The following is a 23788-nucleotide window of genomic DNA, read 5'->3' on the forward strand; positions in this document are numbered from 1 at the left end:
AAACATTCCACCGTACTGACCAACGAGTCTTATGTTCGGATCTTAAATTTGTCTTATATAAACAACTATTATTTTAAGCAAAAGGGGATTTGGCACTTGCAACCATGGGGTTATATTGTGCTGGTGGGCGCTGTCACAATTGTGTACGCCCTGATTATGCCGGCGCGTGCCCGGGAGGGCAAGAAAACGAAGCAGCAAAGTCTTAAGGAGACTGAGGCAGCGCTAGAGCTCTACATGGCGGATATGGAGCGCGAGAATGAAGAGTTGGTTCAATTAGTGACCAGCATTAAGCAGCAGTCTCAGAACAATCAGGCGACCCTGACTGAGCAAATCAAGGATCTGCAAGGAGCTTTGAGTGAGCAGCAGGAGCATTCCAAGCAGCTCGAAGCCAGAATGAATGCAGAAGCAGAAACGGTACGTCAATTGGCTACTTCGATAGAAAATCAAGCGGTTATTCAAACTACTACTATTGCAAATAGCATAGAACATGTTGAGGCACCGCCTGAAGCGAAACCAAAGCCAGTGAGTTCCATTAAACTGCGTTATCCGCGTATATTTGAACTGCATGAGGAAGGCAAGTCCATTGATTCCATAGCCAAGACTGCAGGGCTTCAGCGGGGAGAGGTGCAGCTGATTCTCCAGCTTGCCAAACAGGAGGAATCGATAGGATGAAGAATCGTTCCTTTCTACTTGGACTTGGCTCTGGCCTAGTTGCCGGGGCGCTGCTGTTACAGGTTATGATCTCTGGCAACGCTGCGCCGCTCACGAAAGAGCAGGTGCTCAAGGGAGCGGCGCGGCTGAATTTGAAAGTGTCTGATGAAACAGGCAAGCTACTTACGCCAGTGGAGGCTGAACCGGAAGTTCAACCTGGCAGTACGGAAGGACAGCCGGCCGCTGAAGAGGGTAGCAGTGAACCGGTGAGTACGGGCATGCCAACCGCTCTGGAGCCTTCACCGTCGCCTTCGGCACCAGCTACAGCGGCCGTGCCGTCGCCTGTTGCTACGCCGGAAGCTGCCGAACCTTCTGCACCTGCAGTTCCTTCTCCGCCGGCAGAAAAGGTTGCTCAGCAGCCGAAGAATACCGGGGCTCCGGCCGTGCCGGAACAGCCTGAAGCGCCTAAGGCTCCCACACCAGAAGTGGTTACTGTGCGGATTCCAAGCGGGATCACCTTGACGAGAACAGCTGAATTGCTGGCCCAGTCGGGTGCGGTCAAAGATAAAGCGGCTTTTCTGAAATCAGCCAAGGAACGCAAGATCAACACAAAGATCCAGTATGGTACCTACAGCTTTGAAAAGGGTGAGAGTATCGACTCCATTATTGAAAAGCTGATTACGCTGAAGAAGTAGAGCTGGTAGAGTTATAAAGCAGCTATAGCATTATTTTGTAGAAAGATGGAGATCCTGTTCTGGCAGTCATCAAGCTGCCTGAAATGCGGGAGTATCCATCTTTCTTGCTAAAATTACAAATTGGGCGTTGCAACCAGTATTTAATTATGGTATATTAATTAACGGTGTTAAAACACACGCCGGTTGATTTCAGGCAAGCGGTGCTTTCTTTCGAAGAAAGTCTTGCCGAAAAATGACACATGGCGGAGGAGACACACAATAAACCAATATTAGGAGGTGTGTGAAGATGGCAGTAATCTCCATGAAGCAGCTTCTCGAAGCTGGGGTACACTTCGGTCACCAGACTCGTCGTTGGAACCCAAAAATGGATCGTTATATCTTCACTGAAAGAAACGGAATTTACATTATTGACCTGCAAAAAACGGTTAAAAAGGTAGAGGAAGCTTACAACTTTGTTAAGAGCGTCGCTGGCGACAACGGCACTATCCTTTTCGTAGGAACAAAGAAACAAGCTCAAGATTCCGTAAAAGAAGAAGCTGAGCGTTCCGGTATGTTCTACATCAACCAACGTTGGTTGGGTGGTACTCTGACTAACTTCCAAACTATTCAAAAGCGTGTTGATCGCCTGAAGAAATTGGAAGCTTGGGAAGAAGACGGTACGTTCGCAGTTCTGCCTAAGAAAGAAGTTATCCTTCTTCGCAAGGAGAAAGATCGTCTTGAGAAATTCCTGGGCGGAATCAAGAACATGAAAGGTCTGCCTAGCGCGTTGTTCATCATTGACCCGCGTAAAGAGCGTATCGCTGTTGCGGAAGCTCGCAAATTGGGTATTCCAATCGTTGCTATCGTTGATACCAACTGTGATCCGGACGAAATCGACTACGTAATTCCAGGTAACGACGACGCGATCCGCGCTGTTAAATTGTTGACTGGTAAAATGGCTGACGCTGTTGTGGAAGCTCACCAAGGCGAAGACACAACTACAGCTTAAGTAGTGGTTACAACATAAACAAGAACTTAAATGAAAAGGGTGGTTGGCAGGTGGATAACCTCTCACTGCCCTTTTTTTAGGATATTGGCAAGAAAACAACAACATATCTGGAGGGAATAATCAATGGCAGTAGATGCAAAGGCAGTAAAAGAGCTTCGTGAAAGAACAGGCGCAGGTATGTTGGACTGCAAAAAGGCGCTTGAAGAAGCAAACAACGACATCACCAAAGCCGCTGAATTGCTTCGTGAAAAAGGTCTGTCCGCAGCAGCTAGCAAAGCTGGACGTGTTGCAACTGAAGGCGTTGTAGAATCTTACATCCACGCTGGCGGCCGTATTGGCGTACTCGTAGAAATCAACTGTGAAACTGACTTCGTTGGTAAAACAGATTCCTTCAAAGAGTTCGCACGCGATATCGCTATGCAAATCGCAGCAGCTAACCCGCTTTATGTACGTCGCGAAGAAGTTCCACAAGCAGACGTTGAGAAAGAAAAAGAAATCTTGAAGGCTCAAGCTCTGAACGAAGGCAAGCCTGAGAAGATCGTTGAGAAAATGGTTGAAGGCCGCATCAGCAAGTTCTATGAAGAATACTGCTTGCTTGAGCAAACCTTCGTTAAAGACCCTGACAAAACTATTTCCCAATTGCTGAACGAAAAAGTTAGCACTATTGGTGAAAACATCTCCATCCGTCGCTTTGTACGTTATGAGCTGGGCGAAGGTTTGGAAAAGAAAGTTGATAACTTCGTTGAAGAAGTTATGGCTCAAGTTAAACAATAATCTAGTCCCCCGGGTAACCCGGGAGAATTGAATAAAGGCAAGCATCAAAAGAGCGGAACACGTACACTAAGTGTTCCGTCTTTTGTAAGAAAGTGAGGGTATACAATTGGAACAGCCGGTATTTAAGAGAGTAGTCCTTAAAGTTAGCGGTGAATCATTAGCGGGACAAAACGGATATGGTATTGATGCCGACACGATTAACTCCATCGCAGAACAGGTTAAAGAAGTTGTGGAGCTTGGAGTAGAGGTAGCCATCGTCTGCGGCGGAGGCAACATCTGGCGCGGAATCGCTGGCAGCGCAAGCGGTATTGATCGTGCAACTGCCGATTATATGGGCATGCTGGCTACATTGATGAATTCTCTTGCCTTGCAGGACGCACTTGAGCAAATCGATGTGCCTACACGTGTACAGACTTCGATTTCAATGCAGCAGATTGCTGAGCCGTACATTCGCCGTCGGGCGATCCGTCATTTGGAGAAGGGCCGCGTTGTGATTTTCGCAGCAGGTACAGGAAATCCGTTCTTCTCTACAGATACCACTGCAGCATTGCGGGCAGCCGAAATTGAAGCAGAGGTTATTCTGATGGCGAAGAACAAAGTGGATGGTGTATACTCTGCCGATCCTTTCAAAGACAGTACAGCTGAGAAGTATGAGCAGCTCACTTACATGGATGTACTGAATAAGAACCTTGGCGTGATGGATTCCACCGCTTCATCTCTCTGCATGGATAATAATATACCGCTCATCGTGTTTGCCATTACAGAACAAGGTAATATCAAACGAGTCGTTCTTGGTGAGAAGATCGGGACGATTGTGAAGGGGAGTGTAGATTAATGCCACAAACGATTAAGAAAAATGCCGAAGAGCGTATGGAAAAAGCGATTCTGGCGCTGAAGCGTGATTTGGCGACATTGCGTGCGGGCCGTGCTTCTACAGCGCTTTTGGACCGTATCCAGGTAGAATATTATGGTGCGCCTACACCGGTGAACCAGCTCGCGAATATCAGCACACCGGACTCCCGGACACTGTTGATTCAGCCTTGGGACAAATCTTCGTTGTCCGACATCGAGCGTGCGATCATGAAATCTGATCTAGGCTTGACGCCGGCTAATGACGGCACCATCATTCGTCTGTCCATCCCTCCACTAACTGAGGAGCGCCGTGCAGAACTGGTGAAGTTCACCAAGCGCTTCGGTGAAGATGCGAAAGTAGCGATCCGTAATATCCGCCGCGATGCTAACGATGATATCAAGAAGCTGGAGAAAAACGGAATTTCTGAAGACGAATCCCATGGGCATCAGGAAGATATCCAAAAGGCTACTGACAAGTTCATAGCCGAGGTTGATAAAGTGCTCTTGTCCAAGGAAAAAGAGATTATGGAAGTTTAAAGATAATCAAGAGATTAAGGCCCCTCCGTCATTGGTGGGGTTTGTCTCTTTCTGATAAGAGCTTGGAGGAAACGGAAATGATCAAACGGGTTCAAGCGTGGTTGGGCCGTAAAGACAGGCAGCAGCCAGTCGAGATTTCACCGGATAACATCCCCCTGCATGTAGCGATAATTATGGACGGTAATGGACGCTGGGCCAAACGGCGCGGCTTGCCGCGAATTGTCGGCCACCAGAATGGGATGAAAGCCGTCAAACGAGCAACCATTGCCGCAGATGAACTGGGTATTAAATATTTAACGATGTACGCATTTTCAACCGAAAACTGGAAACGTCCCAAGGATGAAGTTGAGTTCTTGATGCGACTGCCAGAAGAGTTTTTGGCGATTGAACTTGATGAATTGATCGAAAAAAACGTGCAGGTACGTGTCATGGGCGATGCCGATGCATTGCCTTCATATACTCGCAAAGCGATGGACGAAGCAGTTGCCAGAACCCAAAACAATACCGGACTTATTTTGAATTTTGCCCTGAATTATGGGGGGAGAAAAGAAATTACAGATTGTATGCGTAATTTGGGCAAGGATATAGAAGCAGGGGTGCTAAAACCGGAAGACATTACGTCTGAACTTATCGATAGCAGACTTTTATCTGGCGGATTGCCTGATCCTGATCTCCTGATCCGCACTAGTGGAGAAATGAGAATTAGTAATTTTATGTTGTGGCAGCTTGCCTACAGTGAACTGTGGTTTACGAATGCATACTGGCCTGAATTTAACAAAGAACATTTGCTGCAGGCCGTTGCCGAATATCAGCGGCGTACACGCCGCTACGGTGGACTGAAGTAGCCTGATTGGAGATGGAGACCTTTGAAGCAGCGCTTGATTACCGGTGTCGTTGCCGGAGCTATATTTTTGGGTTTATGCCTTTTGGGAGGCTGGTCGTACCAGCTATTGCTGGCCGGCATGGCTCTCATCGGCTACTATGAGTTCGTGAAGATGACCGGTTCGCCAGCATTTGGCGGTACGGCTCTGCTCGGTTATGGCGCGATTGCAGCTTTTATGATACCTTGGAATTTGCTTGGAGTGACCGCATTATTGTCCTGGGAACAAGGGATTTGGCTCTTGCTGCTCCTCTTTCTGTTGGTCACAGTTTTCACTAAAAATAAAATGGATATTCGGATCACAGCGCTGCTGTTTGCCGGTATCATCTATATAGGCATGGGATTCTCCTATATGGCTTTGGCCCGGTCTTCTAGTGACGGGTATGGCTTGCTCTGGACCTTCCTGCTGCTCTTCTGCATTTGGGGAAGTGATGCCGGAGCGTATTTTGTGGGCAAAAGCTTTGGCAAGAATAAGCTTTGGCCTGCAATCAGCCCTAACAAAACTGTGGAAGGTGCAGTGGGTGGCGTCTTGATCGCCATGCTGATTTCCATTGTTTTTGCGATTTTCGTTCCTGATCTGTTAACCCTCGGACGGGCTCTGCTCATTGGTCTTTCCTGCGCGGTGCTTGGTCAGCTCGGAGATCTTGTACAATCTGCCTATAAACGGGTGTACGGTATCAAAGATTCAGGATCGCTGCTTCCTGGTCATGGAGGCATTCTTGACCGCTGTGACAGCTGGATCATCGTCTTTCCGTTCGTACATATTGTAATGCTTATGCCTTACTATTAATGTCAGGGAGAAGGTACTGCTGTGAAGAAAATAAGTATTCTCGGTTCTACCGGTTCCATCGGCACTCAGACATTGGATGTCGTTGCGATGCACCCGGAGAAATTTGAAATTGATGGATTGGCGGCTGGAAGTAATACTGCGCTCTTGCTGGAGCAGGTTCGTCAATTCAAACCACGCAGGGTTTCTGTCGCCACCGAAGACCTTGCTAATGAGATTAGAGGAGTTCTGCCAGCAGGTACGGAGCTTTATAGCGGAAGCCAGGGCTTGGTGGAAATTGCGGCAGGAGGCGATGCCGAGATGGTCGTTACTGCGGTGGTGGGCAGTGTCGGGCTGCAGTCTACGTTAGCTGCGATTGAAGCGGGTAGAACGATTGGACTGGCCAACAAGGAGACACTTGTGACAGCAGGACATCTCGTGACAGAGTTGGCCGACAAGAAGGGTGTGCGTATACTTCCTGTGGACAGTGAGCATTCTGCGATTTTTCAATGCCTGAACGGGGAGAATCGGAGCGATGTCGAGAGCATCACTATAACAGCATCTGGTGGTTCTTTTCGAGATTACACCCGTGATCAGCTTGTAGGGGTTACGGTGGAAGAAGCGCTACGACATCCGAACTGGAGCATGGGCGCGAAGATTACGATTGACTCTGCGACCATGGTTAACAAAGGCTTAGAGGTCATAGAAGCTCATTGGCTGTTCAATCTTCCTTATGAGCAAATCCATGTGCTGCTGCATCCGGAGAGCATCATTCACTCTTATGTGGAATTCCGTGACAGCAGCATTATTGCCCAACTTGGTACCCCGGATATGCGTGTCCCGATCCAATACGCTTTGACCTATCCGGATCGCTGGCATTCCCCGGCAAAACGCCTCTCGCTGGCCGAAGCTGGCCGGCTCTCATTCCGAGAGATGGATTTTGAACGTTATCCGCTTCTTCGACTGGCTATTGAGTGTGGTAAAGCCGGTGGAACCGCAACAACGGCATTCAATGCGGCAAACGAGATTGCGGTGGATCGCTTCCTGCGCGGCGAAATTTCATTCCTGCGTATCGAAGAGATCATTGATGAGGTGCTACAGCGCCATAACAACGAAACTAATCCTGATCTGGAGCAAATCGGGCATTGTGACCGAGCAGTGAGGGAGCTGGCGGCACAGCTGTAAACATCCTGCTTTTTATAACTGCTAATCATTGCCTGGCCCTAAAAATAGGTTCGGACAGTTGATTCTCTTGTGCCTGATCGGAGAATAATGATAAATTAAGAGGACATACTTCGGTCTTACACCTAAAGGGGGATGTTACGCTTGGAAATGGTTCAAGTCGTTTTTTTAACGGTGCTGATGTTTTTTGTATTGGTGACCGTACATGAATGGGGACACTATTACTTTGCCAAACGTGCTGGCATACTTGTCAGAGAATTTGCTATCGGTTTTGGACCAAAACTGTTCTCCTATAAACGCAATGAGACCCAGTTCACGTTGCGTCTGCTGCCCTTTGGCGGATATGCGCGAATGGCCGGCGAAGATCCAGAGATTATTGAGATCGGTCCAGGCCAGACCATTGCTGTAAGACTGGGTCAGGACAACAAGATCAAGAATATCTACCTGGATGCTCTCGATACGCGCAAGAATGTGATTCGCGGCGAAGCACAGCATACCGATCTTGAGGTCGATCTGAAGATCTCTCTGGACGTAGATGGTGAAGTTACAACCTATGACGTTCACCCGCAGGCGATGATGGTCAGAGGCAGTCAACAGACGCAGATTGCGCCTAAGGATCGTCAATTTGGCAGCAAGACAGTGGGTCAACGTGCCTTGGCGATTGTTGCCGGCCCGGTAATGAACTTCCTGTTGGCCTTTGTTCTGTTCGCGATTCATCTACAGATGGTTGGCATTCCACTCGAGAATCCGACTTATGTAAAAATCGGTGATGTCAGCAAAGGTATGCCGGCTGAAGAAGCGGGTATCCAAAAAGGCGATATTATTGACTCCATCGATGGTCAGAAGATCGGTGCCGATTACAAGAAAATGATTGCCCTGACTGCCGCTTCCAAGGGCAAGGAAATGAAGTGGGTTATCCTTCGCGATGACAAGACGCTGAATTTCACGCTGATTCCTCGTACAATGGAGGGGGAAGAAGGCGGTAAAGTGGGAATCACACCGGAGCTTCCAAGCCGCAAGGCCAGTATAGGAGAGACCGTGTCGGGTGCGGGTACAGCGATGGTCAGCACTACGAAGATGATTTTTGTCGGCTTCAAACAGCTGATTAATAAATTCAATATGGATGATATCGGAGGACCTGTTCGGACCTTCCAGATGACAGGGCAGATTGCTGAACAAGGCATTCAGTATCTGACATATTGGGCCGCAATTCTCAGTCTGTATCTTGGCATTTTCAATTTGTTGCCGATTCCTGCACTTGATGGAAGCCGTCTGGCGTTCCTTGGAGTTGAGGCATTGCGTGGCAAGCCGGTTGATCCCGGCCGGGAAGGCATGGTCCACTTCGTTGGGTTTGCGTTGCTTTTCCTTCTTATGATTGCAGTAACTTATAATGATATATTGCGCTTGATTAGCGGATAATTTTGCTTTTATTTACGGGAGGAATTGCAGCACATGGCAAAAGATAAACAATTCGTAACGGAAATTACGCCGCAAGGCGAAGATTTTTCACGCTGGTATATTGATGTTATTAAAAAAGCGGACTTGATGGATTACTCCCCGGTGCGGGGCTGTATCGTATTCAAGCCGGACGGCTATGAAATTTGGGAGCACATCCAGGAGGAAATGAACCGTCGCTTCAAGGCAACGGGTCACCGGAACGCCTACTTCCCGATGTTCATTCCGGAGAGCTTTTTCCAAAAGGAAAAGGATCATATCGAAGGCTTCAATCCTGAGCTGCCATGGGTAACAGAAGCGGGTGGAGATCAGCTGGAAGAACGTCTGGCGATCCGTCCGACTTCGGAGACCATGATTGGACATATGTACTCCAAATGGATTCAATCCTACCGTGATCTTCCGGTGCTGATCAACCAATGGGCGAACGTTGTGCGTTGGGAGAAGCGTACACTGCCGTTCATCCGTACCAGCGAATTCCTCTGGCAAGAAGGTCATACTGCACACGAGAATGAGGAAGAAGCACGGGCAGAGACGATGCAAATGCTGGAGGTTTATCGTGATTTTCTAGAAGGCTATCTGGCTATTCCGGTGATCGCGGGTCAAAAAACGCCTTCCGAACGCTTCGCGGGTGCGGTGGATACGTTCTCCATTGAAGCTATGATGAAGGATGGAAAGGCCGTTCAAGCGGGTACTTCCCATTATATGGGCACCAAGTTTGCTGTAGCTTTTGATATTCAGTACCTTAGCCGTGACAACGTGCTTGAGTATGCACACACCACCTCCTGGGGGACAAGCACACGGATGATCGGTTCGATGATCATGGTGCATGGCGATGACCGTGGTCTGGCATTGCCGCCGAAGGTAGCTCCTACTCAGGTGATTATGATTCCGATCGGACCTCCGAAGACTCGTGAAGCTGTAATCGGACGGACCGATGAGTTGTTCAAAGAACTGAAAAGCGCTGGTATCCGTGTCCGCGTAGACGACCGGGCAGATGTAACACCAGGCTGGAAGTTCAACGAATATGAAATGCGCGGAGTACCGGTTCGTCTGGAGCTCGGTCCACGTGATATGGAGAACGGCGTCTGCGTTCTAGTATCACGGGTTACGGGTGAGAAGAAAGTCGTTCAGCAAGCGAACCTTGTAGAAGAGGTTCAGGCGATGCTGGATCAGGTACACAACGAAATGTTCGAACGGGCGCTCAAATTCCGTGAAGACCACTTCTACTCTGTTGATACCCTTGATGAGATGAAGGCTTCCATGGAAGAAAAACGCGGCTTTGCTCTGGCAGGCTGGTGCGGATCTGAAGAATGTGAGTCCAAGGTTAAGGAAGAGACCGGAGCAACCAGCCGGAATATTCCGTTCAATCCTGCAGAGCAGAAGGAAGTTTGCCTCTGCTGTGGAAAGCCTGCTGCACATACGGTTGTATTTGCTAAAGCGTATTAATCTATTTAAGACAAACAAAAGAAAATAACAAAAAGGCGAGAGGAACGAAGGGGGAAGTTTGGAACTGTAGGAGCGAAGCGTTCGCCTGAAAGCTTTCCTACGGAAAGCTCGCATCGGAAGCATGGGCTGTCGCCAGATTTCAACCGCTAGAAGCGGTTATAAAGAAGAAATCTGGCGACAACAGCGACCGGAAGTCCAAACATTCCACCGTAGTGACGATCGAGCCTTACGTTAGATCTTAAGTTTGTCTTATGATAGAGCGGCTTTACAAGATATAGATTTACTTCATGCAGCTTCTGGCGAAAGGAGTCGGCGGGCCGAAAGAACCCAATGCTTTTTGACCCGGAAGCTTTTTATCATTGGAAGTCAGGGCGATCATAAGGTGGAGGGAAGCCATGGAACAAAACGTGGAAAGAAGAAAAAGGTTCGAGCTTCTGATGAAGCAAGGCGAAATACCGCCTGGACTTATCGATCCTTATTTTCTGGATGGAAGTATTGAGCGTGTAGAGATTAGCCGTGGCAACCGGGATTGGCATATAGTCATTGCCAAAGAAACGTTGGTTCCTGCGCAGGCGTACCGTACCTTTTGTCTGAGAATGCGGGAAAAGCTGCAGCATATTGCGAAAGTGAGCTTTTTGTTCCAATATGCGGAGAACGTAAGCAGGGCGGATCTGGTGGCAGAGTATTGGGGGTTGTTCCTGGAATGGGTACAGCGTGAAATTCCGTCTGTAAACGGCTGGTTAACACGTTCTTCGCAGGAGCTTCAAGACGGTACACTGTTCCTGACGATGAGCGATACCATGTCTCAGGAACTCGCCCGTAAAAAAGGAATCGACGGAGCTATTATTAAATTTTACGCTAAATATTTTGCTCTTCCGCTCAAGGTTAAAATTCAGGTAGCGGAAAATCAGGATAATACCGTTGTCTTCGAAGAATTCCAGCAGAAGCTTCAGCAAGAGCAGCGTGTATTCATCGAGCAGATGATGACTGAGAGTGAGGCAGAAGTCGTTGTAGACGAAGGCGATCCTAATGAGGTTGTGAAGCTTCAGGTTGGCTATGATATCAAAGAACCGCCTGTGCCGCTTGTTGAGATTCAGGATGAAGAGAAGAAGATTACGATTCAAGGGACTATTTTTGGCCTGGAAAGCAAAGAACTGCGCAACGGCAGCACACTCTTTACTTTCTTTCTTACCGATTTTACCGATTCCCTGCAGATGAAGATGTTTGCCAAGAACAAGGAAGACCTCAAGATCATGAGCCAACTCGCCAACGGGAAATGGGTAAGAGCGCGTGGCCGAGTAGAGTACGACCGCTTCATGCAAATTCCAGAGCTGGTGATGATCCCATCTGACTTGTCCGAAGTTGCGGCGCCGCCAGCACGTAAGGATAATGCTCCAGTCAAAAGAGTAGAGTTCCATCTACACACGACAATGAGCACCATGGATGCTGTCACGCCAGTTGATACCTATATTAAAACAGCCGCCAAATGGGGCCACACGGCAATGGCCGTTACCGACCACGGCGGAGTTCAAAGCTTCCCGGAAGCGAACCATGCCGCCCATAAGAACAAGATTAAAATGCTATATGGCGTAGAAGCCAACGTCGTGAATGACGCGGTGAATATTGTTGAGAATCCGCAGCCGCTTGATTTGAAGACAGCTACTTATGTTGTTTTCGATATCGAGACCACGGGCTTGTCGATTACCCGCAACAACATTACAGAGCTTGCAGCGATCAAGATGTGCGAGGGTAAAGAGTTGGATCGATATACCACCTTTGTTAACCCGCACGAGAAGATTCCTTATCATATCCAGCAATTAACGAATATTACAGATGAAATGGTCAAGGATGCACCCGATCTGGAGCCTGTCCTGCACGATTTTGTGAAATTTGTGGGAGACAGTGTGCTTGTTGCCCATAACGCCAGATTCGATATGGGATTTATTCAGGCCTCTCTGGTCAAGCTGGGGCAACCTAAACTGACTAATCCATCACTCGACACTTTGGAGTTAGCAAGGCTGCTGCATCCTACAATGAAGAATCACCGTCTGAACACCTTGGCGGATAAATATAAAGTGCTACTGGAAAGCCATCACCGGGCGGTTGACGATACCATTGCCTTGGGTGGCATTCTGAACGGTCTGCTCGCCGATGCTGAGAAGCTGAAAGGGATGACAAAGCTGGATCGGCTCAATGATTATGTGGGAAATGATCTCTCCAACACACGGCCATTCCATTGTTGTATCTACGCGCTTAATGCAATCGGTAAGAAAAATCTCTACAAGCTGATTTCCTTATCGCATACAGAGTATTTCAAGCGGGTTCCTTGTATTCCAAAATCGAAGCTTGAAGAGTTACGGGACGGATTACTGGTCATCTCGGGCTGTGAACGGGGAGAATTCTTCGAATCTGTACTTAACAAAACGGTTGAGGAAGCGATCGAAGTTGCCCAATTCTACGACGTATTGGAGATCCAACCACTGACTATGTACATGCATCTGGTGGACAAAGGGTTTGTAGCCAGTCCTGAGGAACTGCGTGACGTGGTACGCAGAATTTGTGAGATTGGTGAGCAGCTCAGCAAGCCGGTAATTGCTACAGGAAATGTGCATTATCTCGAGCCGCGAGACAAGCTGTACCGCGATATTACGATAAACGGTATTACGGGCTTTAGCCCGCTGAAGGATATGCGTAAGCCGGATGCACACTTCCGCACGACGGATGAAATGCTGGCCGAGTTCGATTTCCTGGGTCCAGAGAAAGCGATGGAAGTCGTGGTGACGAACACGGTAGAACTGGCCGAGCGCTTTGAAGAGCTGGAGCTGTTCCCGGACAAGCTATTTACGCCGATTCTTGAGGGTGCAGACGAAGAAATTCGTGAGACCTGCTACAATACAGCCAAGTCGATTTATGGCGAGGAGCTGCCTGAGGTAGTAATTGCGCGTCTGGAAAAAGAATTGGAGCCGATTATCAAATACGGCTTCTCGGCCAACTATCTAATATCCGAACGTCTCGTTAAAAAATCGAACCGTGATGGTTATCTCGTAGGCTCGCGGGGATCGGTCGGTTCCTCGGTAGTTGCTACCTTCCTTGGTATTTCCGAGGTTAATCCGCTCCCGGCGCATTATGTCTGCCGCAATTCCGATTGTCGCCATAGCGAATGGTTCCTAGACGGTAGTATACCAAGTGGATTTGACCTGCCTGACAAATCCTGTCCAGACTGTGGCGGGAATCTGAAGGGCGAAGGACAGGATATTCCGTTTGAGACCTTCCTTGGCTTTAAAGGGGACAAAGTTCCCGATATCGACCTTAACTTCTCTGGTGAATATCAGCCACAAGCGCACAATTTCACTAAGACGATGTTCGGACCGGATAACGTATTCCGTGCGGGCACGATTGGTACGGTAGCGGAGAAAACTGCTTTTGGTTTTACCAAGAAATACGAGGAGCATCACCAGAAACGCTGGCGCGGTGCCGAAGTCAGCCGTCTGGCGGCAGGCTGTACAGGCGTCAAGCGGAACACCGGACAGCATCCCGGCGGGATCGTCGTTGTGCCAGACTATATAGATGTAGAGGATATTACTCCAGTGCAGTTTCCAGCGGATGATGTCAATGCGGAATGGAAGACTACGCATTTTGATTATCACGCCTTTGATGCGAACTTGCTTAAGCTCGATATTCTCGGTCACGATGATCCGACGATGATGCGGATGCTGCAGGATTTGACCGGAGTGGACCCTACGACAATTCCAATGAATGACCCTAAGGTAATGAGCATGTTCAACTCTACGGAAGCGCTAGGCGTTACGCCTGAGCAGATCCGCTCACCTGTAGCCACTTATGGGGTGCCCGAAATGGGAACCAAGTTCGTGCGGCAGATGTTGATCGAATCGAAACCGTCGAGTTTTGCCGACTTGCTGCAAATTTCGGGGTTGTCGCACGGAACAGGCGTATGGCTGGGAAATGCCCAGGAACTTATCAAGAACAATACATGTAACATCAAAACCGTAATTGGTTGCCGGGATGACATCATGCTTTTCCTCATTTATAAAGCGGGTATGGATGCCAGTCTGGCTTTTAAAATTACCGAGAGTGTACGGAAAGGTAAAGGTTTGCCGCCAGAATGGATCGAGGAAATGAAACGATGCAAGGTACCTCAGTGGTACATTGATTCCTGTCTGAAGATCCAGTACATGTTCCCGAAGGCGCACGCAGCAGCGTATGTTATCTCTGCAGTGCGTACCGCCTACTTTAAGCTCTATCATCCGATTGAGTATTATGCAACCTACTTCTCTGTACGGGCAGCGGATTTTGATATTGATTTGTGCTGTCAGGGTTATGAGGCGATCGGTCGTCAAATCGTGGAGATTGAGCAAAAAGGATTTCAGGCGCTGCCTAAGGAAAAGGCGATGCTGCCGATTCTGGAAATGGCGCTGGAAATGACTGCTCGCGGTCTTACATTCAAGAATATCGATTTGTATCGCTCTGACGCTACCCGCTTTACGGTGGATGGCGACAGTCTCATCCCGCCGTTCTCTGCTCTTTCGGGCATCGGGGAGAACGCCGCGATCAATATTGCTGCCGCCAAGGACGCCGGAGAGTTCCTGTCGATTGAGGATTTCCAGCAGAAATCCAAGGCAAGTAAGACGGTCATTGAGCTTCTTACCGGCATGGGCTGTTTCCGGGGATTACCGGAGAGCAACCAGCTTTCTCTTTTCTAACGAACTCATTCAGCGAAGCTTTGCTGCCGAATATAACAGGTTGATTGCGGTAAACCGCAATGGTCTTGATCCCAGATAAGGGGGAGTCAAGGGCTGGCACTTGTCAGTGCCCACGCACTATGTTATAATTTTCTTGGTAATAATGAGATAAGTCCGTTGTGTAAAGAGTGGGGAAACCCACTCTTTATCTTTGGTATATAGCAAAAGACAAGTTCGTGGAGGTTAACTTTTTGAGCACACCCAAATCTAAAATTAAACAAACGGTAGAGCAGATGCTCGGACCCTATCTGGACAACAATGGCTTTGAGCTAGTAGACGTAGAATACGTAAAGGAAGGTTCCAACTGGTTCCTGCGTGTATTCGTTGATAAGGAAGGCGGCATTGATATTGATGACTGCGGCTCCATTAGCGAATATTTCAGCCAGAAGCTGGATGAGAATGATCCTATTCCCGAGGCTTATTTCCTTGAAGTGTCCTCACCGGGAGCGGAACGTCCGCTCAAGAAAGCCGCAGATGTGGCCAAGGCGGTAGGAAAAGACGTATATGTGACGGTCTATGAGCCGATTCAAGGGCTTAAGGAATTCGAAGGTCGTTTGCTTTCGTTCGAGAACGAGGAATTGCTCATCTCCGCGGGTAAAAAAGAACATGTTGTGCCATATGCCAAAGTCGCCAGCGCGAGATTGGCCATTATTTTTTAACGTCTTGAAAGGGGGACCGGAATTTCATGAGTATGGATTTTATTGAAGCTATGAATGAACTGGAAAGGGAGAAGGGTATCAGCAAAGATGTGCTGTTCGAAGCCATTGAAGCTGCGCTGATCTCCAGCTATAAACGCAACTTCAACGCAGCACAGAACGTTCGTGTGGACATGAACCGCAATACTGGAGTCATCAAAGTGTTCGCACGCAAGCTGGTGGTCGAGGAGGTTCTGGATGCGCGGACCGAGATCTCGCTGCTTGCGGCTAGAGAGATCAATCCGCACTTCCAACTGGAAGATGTGGCTGAGCTTGAGGTCACTCCACGTGACTTCGGGCGCATTGCCGCTCAAACAGCCAAACAAGTAGTTACCCAACGCATTCGCGAAGCAGAGCGTGGACTCATCTATAACGCTTTTATCGACAAGGAAGAGGACATTGTTACCGGCCTTGTTCAGCGTCAGGATATGCGCAACATCTATGTGGACCTTGGAAAGATCGAAGCGGTTCTGCCGCTAAGCGAACTTATGCCTGGAGAGAAATTCAAGCAGAGCGAGCGCATCAAGGCTTATATCACCAAGGTTGAGAACACTACTAAAGGTCCACAAATTCTGCTGTCCCGTAGCCATCCGGGCCTCTTGAAGCGTCTGTTTGAGCTTGAAGTTCCCGAGATTTTTGACGGTGTGGTGGAGATTCGTTCCGTGGCCCGTGAAGCTGGCTTCCGTTCCAAGATTGCCGTATTCTCGCGCAACCCTGAAGTGGATCCAGTGGGTTCTTGCGTAGGCCCTAGAGGCATGCGTGTTCAGACGATCGTTACCGAACTGCGTGGCGAGAAGATTGATATCGTCCGTTATTCCGAGTCTGTGGAAGAATATGTGGCCAACGCGCTGAGTCCGTCCAAGGTACTTGAAGTTCAAGTGTTTGAGGCGGAGAAAATGGCGCGGGTGATCGTTCCTGACTATCAATTGTCCCTGGCTATCGGCATCAAGGGGCAGAACGCCCGTCTGGCTGCCAAGCTGACCGGCTGGAAGATCGATATCAAGAGCGAGACCCAGGCGGAACAGGAATACGGCAGACCTAAGTCTGCTAGTGATGAAATGCATCAGGATTCCGTCTCCATTGATTAATTAACGTGTCAAGGCGGGGGGCGATACAATGAAACAAAAAAAAGTTCCACTGCGGAAATGCGTAGCCAGCCAGGAAATGATGCCCAAGAAAGAATTGATCAGGGTAGTCAGAACCCCGGAGGGCGAGGTGCTTATTGACCTGACTGGTAAAAAGTCGGGCCGAGGCGCGTATATATGCGGCAAGCTGGAATGCTTCAAACTGGCCCAAAAGAATAAAGCACTTGACCGGGCCTTGAAATGTCAGGTGAGCTCCGAAATCTATGCCCAGCTTGCCCGGGACTTTGCGTCCGTAGAGGAGCAGTTCTTGGCAGCAAAGGATAGTGAGGATAATGAGTAAGGCACTTTCTTATTTAGGACTTGCGATGAGAGCAGGCAAATTAGTCACCGGCGACGAGATCGTACTTAAAGCGGTACGGTCATCGGAAGCGAAGCTGGTCGTAGTTGCGGGTGACGCGTCTGAAAACACCAAGAAAAAGTTCCGTGATAAATGCGGAACCTACGATATTCCACTAGTAATCGCTTTTCACCGAGATATTCTCGGTGCAAGTATTGGTAAAGACCAGCGCGTAGTGCTGGCCATTACGGATAAAGGATTCGCGGAAATGATCTCCAAGCAACTCGGAGATACAGTCGGAGGTGTATTTATTGACTAAAGAAGACAATAAAGACAAATTGCGCGTGTATGAATATGCAAAATCACTGAATATGAGTAGTAAAGAAATTATTACAATTCTGAAGCGTTTGGATGTTCCTGTGAATAATCATATGAGTGTAATGGAGAACGGCGCCGTCAATAAAGTGGAGCAATTCTTCAAGGACATCAAGTCAAACGCTGCGGCCAAGCGGGATAACGGTACCAGCAGCCGTCCGGTGACAACCGGATCGGTAAAAGCCGAGTCCCCAAGTGCCCAGAATGCCAACAAAAATCAACCGGAAAAGCAGGTAGGTATGAACAGTAACCAAAACAACAACCAAACTACAACGTCCCCAAGGCCCCAAAGCGGACAAGATTCCCGCAGAACACAATCAGGATCTACACAAAATTCGCGTCCTCAGCAAGGTGGAGCGCCGCGTACTGGCAATAACAACGGAAGCCGTCCACAAGGACAAGGCAATTCTACCGGTGGTAATCGTCCACAAGGTAATTCCGGCAGCAATCGTCCGCAAGGCAGCAACACTAGCGGCGGCAACCGTCCGCAAAGCAGTACTGGCGGCAGTCGTCCACAAGGTGGCAACGGCACTGGTAATCGCCCACAAGGCGCTTCTAGCGGTGGCAACCGTCCGCAAAACAGTACAGCCGGCGGCAGCCGTTCACAAGGCGGAGCACCGCGTACAGATAATCGTTCGCAGCAAGGTCAAGGTGGAGATTTCTCCCGTGGCGGCGCTGGCGGACCTAAGAAGAATACGACTGGCGGTAGACCAGGTGGAAACCAACGTCGTTTTGATGATGGTAAAGGCGGTAACTTCCGTGGACGTGGTGGCAAGAACAACCGTAACGGACGGAATCAACAACCGACAGAACGTCGCGAGAAGATTGACAATACACCGAAGAAAATTATCGTGCGCGGTAATATGACTGTAGGTGAAACTGCCAAGCTGCTCCATAAGGATGCTTCGGAAGTTATCAAGAAGCTGATCTCCATGGGTGTTATGGCTACCATTAACCAAGAGCTTGACATCGACACCATTCTGCTGCTCTCCGGTGAATTCGGAGTAGAAGTAGAAGTGAAGATTCCAGTGGATGAGGACAGCTTCGAAACAGTCGAAGAGAACGATTCCGAAGAGGATTTGCAGTCCCGTCCTCCAGTAGTAACCATCATGGGTCACGTTGACCATGGTAAAACAACCTTGCTGGATGCTATCCGTTCCACGAATGTAACAGGCGGAGAAGCCGGCGGGATTACTCAACACATCGGTGCTTATCAAGTTGAGATCAACCACAAGAAAATCACGTTCCTGGATACACCAGGTCACGAAGCGTTTACGGCAATGCGTGCTCGTGGTGCCCAGGTTACAGATATGACGATTATCGTTGTAGCAGCCGATGACGGTGTTATGCCGCAGACGGTTGAAGCGATTAACCATGCCAAGGCTGCAGGTCTTCCGATTATTGTTGCTGTCAACAAAATCGATAAGCCAGGCGCTGATCCTGACAGAGTGAAACAAGAGCTTACCAACTATGAGTTGGTTCCTGAAGAGTGGGGCGGAGATACGATTTTCGTTAACCTGTCCGCTAAACAACGCATTAATCTGGAAGAATTGCTGGAAATGATCTTGCTCGTTGCCGAAGTTAATGAGTACAAAGCGAACCCTGACAAACGGGCACGCGGTACCGTTATAGAAGCAGAGCTTGACAAGAGCCGTGGACCAGTTGCACGTATTCTCGTACAGAATGGTACGCTGAAAGTCGGAGATGCCTTCGTAGCAGGTAACTGCTTTGGTCGCGTACGTGCCATGGTCAATGACAAAGGACGCAAGATCAAAGAAGCGGGCCCATCGACACCAGTTGAAATTACCGGTCTGGCAGAAGTACCACAAGCAGGGGATCCGTTTATGGCCTTCGAAGACGAGCGTAAAGCCCGTGCTATCGCAGACAGACGCTCCATTACCCAACGTCAGTCTGAGCTGAATACGAACACCCGTGTTACACTCGATGATCTGTTCCAGCATATTAAGGATGGCGAGATTAAAGATCTCAACGTAATTATCAAAGCTGACGTACAAGGTTCGGTAGAAGCGCTTAAGAGCTCTTTGGCCAAAATCGAAGTGGAAGGCGTACGCGTGAAGATTATTCACAGCGGTGCCGGTGCGATTACAGAATCCGATATTACCTTGGCAGCAGCGTCTAATGCTATCGTAATTGGCTTCAACGTTCGTCCAGATGCTCAGACTAAAGTTGCTGCTGAGCAAGAGAAAGTGGATGTTCGTCTGCACAACATTATCTACAACGTAATCGAAGAAATCGAAAGTGCTATGAAAGGGATGCTTGATCCTGTCTTCAAAGAGAACATTATCGGGCATGCTGAAGTACGTAACGTCTTCAAAATCAGCAAGGTGGGTAACATTGCAGGATGTATGGTTACTGACGGCAAAATCACCCGCAGTGCTGAAATGCGCTTGATCCGCAGTGGAATCGTTGTGTTCCAAGGCAAGATCGATACCCTGAAGCGCTTCAAGGATGATGCCAAAGAAGTGGCGCAAGGTTATGAATGCGGCATAACTTTGGAACGCTATAATGACATCCAAGAGGGTGACATTATCGAAGCGTTCATCATGGAACGTGTAGAGCGCTAAGCGAAGAGGTGAATAAAGATGTCTAAAATCAGAGCCGGGCGCGTTGGTGAGCAGATTAAGAAAGAACTGAGCCAACTGATCCAGAGCGAATTGAAAGACCCCCGAATTGGTTTTGTAACGGTGACTGGCGTAGATGTGACGAATGACTTGTCACAAGCCAAAGTATACCTTAGCGTGTTCGGGGATGAGGAACAAAAAGCCAAGTCGCTTAAAGCGATCGACAAAGCCAATGGCTTTCTCCGCACAGAGCTTGGCAAGGCAATCCGCCTTCGTCATACCCCAGAGCTGATCTTCAAGTTTGACGAGTCCGTTGCTTACGGTAGTCATATCGAGAAGTTGCTAGGTGATATTGGCAAGAACGAAGAGAGATAGTCAACTTAAAAGGAGACGGCGAATGCAGAGCTATGAACAAAGTCTCCAGCAGACCCGTGAGTTTCTGCTGGACCATGACGATTACCTTGTAGTGTCGCATGTTCAGCCGGACGGAGATGCAGTCAGCTCCACCCTAGCGGTGGGCTGGCTTCTCTCATGTCTGGGCAAAAAATACACTATGATCAATGAAGGTCCAATCCCGAAACGGATGGAGTACCTGTGGCATGCGAGTGAGATCGTCAACATGTCTGAGCAGGAGCTTCCAGGTCCTTACAGCCATATCATCTGTGTGGATTGTGCCGATTTTGAGCGTGTAGGAAGAACACAGCGTTATTTTGCTGAAGGGGCGAAGATCGTCAACATCGACCACCATCCCACCAACAATGGGTACGGAACGGTCAACCTGATCAAGCCGGATGCGGCGGCTACCGCAGAGATTCTGTTCGATCTGCTCAAGGTTGTCGGAGTAGAGTGGAATCTAGAGATTGCCACTGCTATCTATACCGGATTACTGACAGATACCGGTGGTTTCCGTTATTCCAATACTTCACCAAAGGTAATGGCAACAGTCTCTGAGCTGCTATCACTTGGTGTGAATGGTCCGGAATTGGCGGAGAACCTGCTGGAAGAAATGACATTGCCACAGGTTAAAGTATTAAACCGGGCGCTGAATACATTGCAGCTGTCACCGGAAGGGCACATTGCCTGGGTTCACGTGACTCCGCAGGACATGATTGATTGTGCTGCAGAGAATGAGGATCTCGAAGGGATTGTGAACTATCCGCGCAATATCCGCGGGGTAGAGGTTGGCATTCTGTTCAAGGTCATTCATGAGAATGCAGTCAAGGTTAGCTTACGATCCGCTGGTAAGGTGGATGTTGCGGCACTGGCGCAAACTTTTGGCGGTGGTGGACACACCCGTGCAGCCGGTGCCAAGGTTGAGGCACCACTCGGGCAGGTCATTCCACTAATCCTTGAGGAGGTCAGACGTCATCTATGAGTGAACTTTCAGGAGTTTTGGCCGTGTATAAGCCAGCTGGGTTCACTTCACATGATGTTGTGGCCAAAGCCCGGCGCATTCTGGGCATGAAGCGGATCGGTCATACGGGAACACTTGATCCCCAAGTGACAGGTGTACTGCCATTATGTCTGGGACGAGCTACTCGGGTGGTAGAATATATCCAGGAACTGCCCAAGGAGTATGTTGCTACGCTACGACTTGGCATGGCTAGTGATACAGAGGACTTGACCGGAACGATTACGGAAACAGTTGACGAGGTTAACGTTACGGATGAAGAGATCGCGGCGGTGCTGAACTCTTTTCAAGGCGTAATCTCCCAGGTTCCACCAATGTACTCCGCAGTCAAGGTAGACGGCAAACGTCTGTATGAACTGGCTAGAGAAGGCAAAACCGTAGAACGGAAAAGCCGGGAAGTGGAGATTTATGAAATCGAGCTACTGGATGTGACTCGAAACGGTAATTATCCCGATATTACCTTCCGTGCACGCTGCTCCAAAGGTACTTATATCCGTACGCTTTGCGTCGATATTGGCCGGGCGCTGGGTGTGCCGGGAGTAATGGTCAAGCTGGAACGAACGATGTCTGCTGGCATTACTGCCGAGCATTGTCTAACCCTTGAAGAAATTGCAGAGCACAAAGAAGCAGGAACGCTGGACAGTCATCTCATTGCTGCCGATGAAGCGATTGCTCATTTACCACAGCATAAAGTGATGGACGAGAAGAAGAAGGCAGCCCTGCAGGGCCAGCGCCTCTCCTTGCGTTTTGTGGCCCCGGAAGTTGAGACAGTTGGTGATTTCCGGCTTTACGATTTACAAGGGGAGTTTCTTGGTATTTACAAGCTAGATGAGGCAGGGGCGATTGCTCCGGTCAAAGTTTTTGCACAAGTCTAATATCAATTTTACAAAGTGAATTGTAGGTGAGAGACAGCGTGAGAACCGTAACGTTAACCTATCCAATGCCTCCGGAGACTGCCGCACAGTGGGCACAGCCGCAAGTTGTTGCTCTCGGACAGTTCGATGGTCTGCATCTTGGTCATGTCAGTGTCATTGCCTCGGCTGTGGCTCAGGCCCGCAAAGAAGGTGTGCCAGCGGCTGTAATGACCTTCCACCCTCATCCGAAGGATGTTATGGGTAAAGGAGATTACGAAGGGTATCTGACTCCACAGACTGATAAGCAGAAACTGCTTGCGGACATGGGTGTTGATATTTTGTATATAGTTGAATTCAATGAGCAGCTCTCCAGAGTCAGCCCACAGAACTTCGTCTCCATAATGTTGCTGCCTTTGCAAATCACTACGGCCGTAGTCGGCTTTGACTTCCGCTTCGGTTATCAAGGTGAAGGCGATGTTGACATGCTTCGGGAGTTGGGGGCAGGTCGCATGAATGTGGAGGTTGCACCTCCGTTCCTCTTGAATGGTGAGAAGGTTAGTAGCTCCGGTATCCGTAAGAGCCTCCAGAATGGGGAGTTGGAGCTGGCGAACGCCTGGTTCGGCCGCTTCTATCATCTGCGCGGAATGGTTGGTCATGGCGAGAAGCGTGGACGTACCATTGGGTTCCCAACGGCCAATCTGCAGCTTGATGACCGGTTCGTCACACCAGCCAAAGGCGTATACGCCGTTCGTGTGTTCTACAATGACCAGGTACTGCATGGCGTTATGAATGTGGGCGTGAAGCCGACCTTCCATGAAGGCGTGACGGTGCCGAGCTTTGAAGTGCATTTATTCGATTTTGCAGGCGATTTATATGATCAGCATCTTAAAGTCGAATTGGTCTCATACATCCGGCCGGAGCGTAAGTTTGACTCCATCCAGGCTCTGATCGCTCAGATCGGGCAGGATTCCGAAACGGCCAAACAGCTTTTACAGCAATATTTATAATAGGTAGTGGACATGCCGTTTACATTTGTCGGCGAAGATGCTATACTGATAAACGTTGCCGCACTTTGGCATCATAACCTTAGCTTGGTTGCTTGTTCTCACCGACGGCTACGAGGCTATTGGCGATTATTATGAAGGAGGTGAACAGGATGGCATTGACTCAAGAACGTAAACACCAATTGATCGACGAGCACAAAACTCATGAATCCGATACTGGATCCCCTGAGGTGCAAGTTGCTATCCTTACGGAGAACATCGTTAATTTGACTGACCACTTGCGTACGCACAAGAAAGATCACCACTCCCGTCGTGGATTGTTGAAAATGGTTGGCCAACGTCGTAAACTGCTGGCGTATTTGAAAAACAAAGACGTCCGTCGTTACAGCGCCCTGATCGAAAAACTGGGATTGCGTCGTTAATATTCCATAAGCTTACTCTTAAAGCAGCCTGGTTGTA

Annotated in this window: 22 protein-coding genes; all 22 read left to right on the forward strand. The window is 49.0% G+C overall.

What is annotated here, in order from left to right; genetic code table 11:
- Positions 1 to 96: 96 nt before the first annotated feature.
- The 22 genes from AC3Y23_RS06320 (at position 97) to rpsO (ending at position 23751) form a co-directional block, all read left to right on the forward strand.
- Complete coding sequence (locus AC3Y23_RS06320; RefSeq protein WP_379196764.1) at positions 97 to 672, forward strand: hypothetical protein; 576 nt, start codon at positions 97 to 99, stop codon at positions 670 to 672.
- The gene (locus tag AC3Y23_RS06325) at positions 669 to 1346 is read left to right on the forward strand and encodes a hypothetical protein (protein WP_379196766.1); all 678 of its coding nucleotides are present in this window, start codon (positions 669 to 671) and stop codon (positions 1344 to 1346) included. The genes AC3Y23_RS06320 and AC3Y23_RS06325 overlap by 4 nt, the downstream gene beginning before the upstream one ends.
- Before the next feature lie 286 nt (positions 1347 to 1632).
- Positions 1633 to 2334, forward strand: coding sequence for a 30S ribosomal protein S2 (rpsB, locus tag AC3Y23_RS06330; RefSeq protein WP_066362087.1), 702 nt, complete (start codon positions 1633 to 1635; stop codon positions 2332 to 2334).
- 123 nt (positions 2335 to 2457) lie between these two features.
- The gene (gene tsf / locus AC3Y23_RS06335; RefSeq protein ID WP_379196769.1) at positions 2458 to 3108 is read left to right on the forward strand and encodes a translation elongation factor Ts; all 651 of its coding nucleotides are present in this window, start codon (positions 2458 to 2460) and stop codon (positions 3106 to 3108) included.
- A gap of 106 nt (positions 3109 to 3214) precedes the next feature.
- The gene (pyrH, locus tag AC3Y23_RS06340) at positions 3215 to 3943 is read left to right on the forward strand and encodes a UMP kinase (protein WP_379196771.1); all 729 of its coding nucleotides are present in this window, start codon (positions 3215 to 3217) and stop codon (positions 3941 to 3943) included.
- Positions 3943 to 4497: a ribosome recycling factor gene (gene frr / locus AC3Y23_RS06345; protein WP_379196773.1), complete on the forward strand. Its 555-nt coding sequence runs from the start codon at positions 3943 to 3945 to the stop codon at positions 4495 to 4497. The genes pyrH and frr overlap by 1 nt, the downstream gene beginning before the upstream one ends.
- A gap of 77 nt (positions 4498 to 4574) precedes the next feature.
- Positions 4575 to 5342, forward strand: coding sequence for an undecaprenyl pyrophosphate synthase (gene uppS / locus AC3Y23_RS06350; protein WP_379196775.1), 768 nt, complete (start codon positions 4575 to 4577; stop codon positions 5340 to 5342).
- A 21-nt stretch (positions 5343 to 5363) separates the two neighbouring features.
- Entirely contained in the window at positions 5364 to 6167 is an 804-nt protein-coding gene (locus AC3Y23_RS06355) for a phosphatidate cytidylyltransferase (RefSeq protein ID WP_379196777.1), read from the forward strand.
- A 21-nt stretch (positions 6168 to 6188) separates the two neighbouring features.
- On the forward strand, positions 6189 to 7328 hold the full coding sequence (locus AC3Y23_RS06360) for a 1-deoxy-D-xylulose-5-phosphate reductoisomerase (RefSeq protein ID WP_379196779.1): 1140 nt from the start codon (positions 6189 to 6191) through the stop codon (positions 7326 to 7328).
- A gap of 141 nt (positions 7329 to 7469) precedes the next feature.
- Positions 7470 to 8744, forward strand: coding sequence for an RIP metalloprotease RseP (rseP, locus tag AC3Y23_RS06365; RefSeq protein WP_379196781.1), 1275 nt, complete (start codon positions 7470 to 7472; stop codon positions 8742 to 8744).
- A gap of 33 nt (positions 8745 to 8777) precedes the next feature.
- Positions 8778 to 10226, forward strand: a complete 1449-nt coding sequence (gene proS / locus AC3Y23_RS06370) for a proline--tRNA ligase (protein WP_379196783.1) — start codon at positions 8778 to 8780, stop codon at positions 10224 to 10226.
- Between the two features lie 395 nt (positions 10227 to 10621).
- Positions 10622 to 14947: a PolC-type DNA polymerase III gene (locus tag AC3Y23_RS06375; protein WP_379196785.1), complete on the forward strand. Its 4326-nt coding sequence runs from the start codon at positions 10622 to 10624 to the stop codon at positions 14945 to 14947.
- Positions 14948 to 15177: 230 nt separating this feature from the next.
- Positions 15178 to 15645, forward strand: a complete 468-nt coding sequence (rimP, locus tag AC3Y23_RS06380) for a ribosome maturation factor RimP (RefSeq protein WP_379196787.1) — start codon at positions 15178 to 15180, stop codon at positions 15643 to 15645.
- Between the two features lie 26 nt (positions 15646 to 15671).
- Positions 15672 to 16769, forward strand: coding sequence for a transcription termination factor NusA (nusA, locus tag AC3Y23_RS06385; protein WP_379196789.1), 1098 nt, complete (start codon positions 15672 to 15674; stop codon positions 16767 to 16769).
- A 28-nt stretch (positions 16770 to 16797) separates the two neighbouring features.
- Positions 16798 to 17106, forward strand: a complete 309-nt coding sequence (rnpM, locus tag AC3Y23_RS06390; RefSeq protein ID WP_066362066.1) for an RNase P modulator RnpM — start codon at positions 16798 to 16800, stop codon at positions 17104 to 17106.
- Positions 17099 to 17422 (forward strand): L7Ae/L30e/S12e/Gadd45 family ribosomal protein, encoded by a 324-nt coding sequence (locus tag AC3Y23_RS06395; RefSeq protein WP_379196791.1) that lies wholly within the window; start codon positions 17099 to 17101, stop codon positions 17420 to 17422. The genes rnpM and AC3Y23_RS06395 overlap by 8 nt, the downstream gene beginning before the upstream one ends.
- Positions 17415 to 20063 (forward strand): translation initiation factor IF-2, encoded by a 2649-nt coding sequence (infB, locus tag AC3Y23_RS06400; RefSeq protein ID WP_379196793.1) that lies wholly within the window; start codon positions 17415 to 17417, stop codon positions 20061 to 20063. The genes AC3Y23_RS06395 and infB overlap by 8 nt, the downstream gene beginning before the upstream one ends.
- An 18-nt stretch (positions 20064 to 20081) precedes the next feature.
- A complete protein-coding gene (gene rbfA / locus AC3Y23_RS06405; protein ID WP_175371910.1) occupies positions 20082 to 20435 on the forward strand; it encodes a 30S ribosome-binding factor RbfA in 354 nt (117 codons plus the stop codon).
- A 22-nt stretch (positions 20436 to 20457) separates the two neighbouring features.
- Entirely contained in the window at positions 20458 to 21435 is a 978-nt protein-coding gene (locus AC3Y23_RS06410; RefSeq protein ID WP_379196796.1) for a DHH family phosphoesterase, read from the forward strand.
- Positions 21432 to 22346 carry a tRNA pseudouridine(55) synthase TruB gene (gene truB / locus AC3Y23_RS06415; RefSeq protein WP_379196798.1) on the forward strand — a complete coding sequence of 305 codons (915 nt, stop codon included), beginning with the start codon at positions 21432 to 21434 and terminating at the stop codon, positions 22344 to 22346. The genes AC3Y23_RS06410 and truB overlap by 4 nt, the downstream gene beginning before the upstream one ends.
- Positions 22347 to 22384: 38 nt before the next feature.
- Positions 22385 to 23332 (forward strand): bifunctional riboflavin kinase/FAD synthetase, encoded by a 948-nt coding sequence (locus AC3Y23_RS06420; RefSeq protein WP_379196800.1) that lies wholly within the window; start codon positions 22385 to 22387, stop codon positions 23330 to 23332.
- Positions 23333 to 23481: 149 nt separating this feature from the next.
- The gene (gene rpsO / locus AC3Y23_RS06425; protein WP_066362055.1) at positions 23482 to 23751 is read left to right on the forward strand and encodes a 30S ribosomal protein S15; all 270 of its coding nucleotides are present in this window, start codon (positions 23482 to 23484) and stop codon (positions 23749 to 23751) included.
- The last annotated feature ends 37 nt before the right edge of the window (positions 23752 to 23788 follow it).

It is taken from the genome of Paenibacillus sp. MAHUQ-45 (genome assembly GCF_058133325.1).

Excerpts from the sequence above, each read along its gene's own strand:
- AC3Y23_RS06375 (WP_379196785.1), top strand. The coding sequence starts at position 10,622 with ATGGAACAAAACGTGGAAAGAAGAAAAAGGTTCGAGCTTCTGATGAAG.
- AC3Y23_RS06325 (WP_379196766.1), top strand. The coding sequence starts at position 669 with ATGAAGAATCGTTCCTTTCTACTTGGACTTGGCTCTGGCCTAGTTGCC.
- AC3Y23_RS06395 (WP_379196791.1), top strand. The coding sequence starts at position 17,099 with ATGAGTAAGGCACTTTCTTATTTAGGACTTGCGATGAGAGCAGGCAAA.
- frr (WP_379196773.1), top strand. The coding sequence starts at position 3,943 with ATGCCACAAACGATTAAGAAAAATGCCGAAGAGCGTATGGAAAAAGCG.
- rnpM (WP_066362066.1), top strand. The coding sequence starts at position 16,798 with ATGAAACAAAAAAAAGTTCCACTGCGGAAATGCGTAGCCAGCCAGGAA.
- proS (WP_379196783.1), top strand. The coding sequence starts at position 8,778 with ATGGCAAAAGATAAACAATTCGTAACGGAAATTACGCCGCAAGGCGAA.
- truB (WP_379196798.1), top strand. The coding sequence starts at position 21,432 with ATGAGTGAACTTTCAGGAGTTTTGGCCGTGTATAAGCCAGCTGGGTTC.
- AC3Y23_RS06410 (WP_379196796.1), top strand. The coding sequence starts at position 20,458 with ATGCAGAGCTATGAACAAAGTCTCCAGCAGACCCGTGAGTTTCTGCTG.
- rpsO (WP_066362055.1), top strand. The coding sequence starts at position 23,482 with ATGGCATTGACTCAAGAACGTAAACACCAATTGATCGACGAGCACAAA.
- rbfA (WP_175371910.1), top strand. The coding sequence starts at position 20,082 with ATGTCTAAAATCAGAGCCGGGCGCGTTGGTGAGCAGATTAAGAAAGAA.
- uppS (WP_379196775.1), top strand. The coding sequence starts at position 4,575 with ATGATCAAACGGGTTCAAGCGTGGTTGGGCCGTAAAGACAGGCAGCAG.
- nusA (WP_379196789.1), top strand. The coding sequence starts at position 15,672 with ATGAGTATGGATTTTATTGAAGCTATGAATGAACTGGAAAGGGAGAAG.
- tsf (WP_379196769.1), top strand. The coding sequence starts at position 2,458 with ATGGCAGTAGATGCAAAGGCAGTAAAAGAGCTTCGTGAAAGAACAGGC.
- rpsB (WP_066362087.1), top strand. The coding sequence starts at position 1,633 with ATGGCAGTAATCTCCATGAAGCAGCTTCTCGAAGCTGGGGTACACTTC.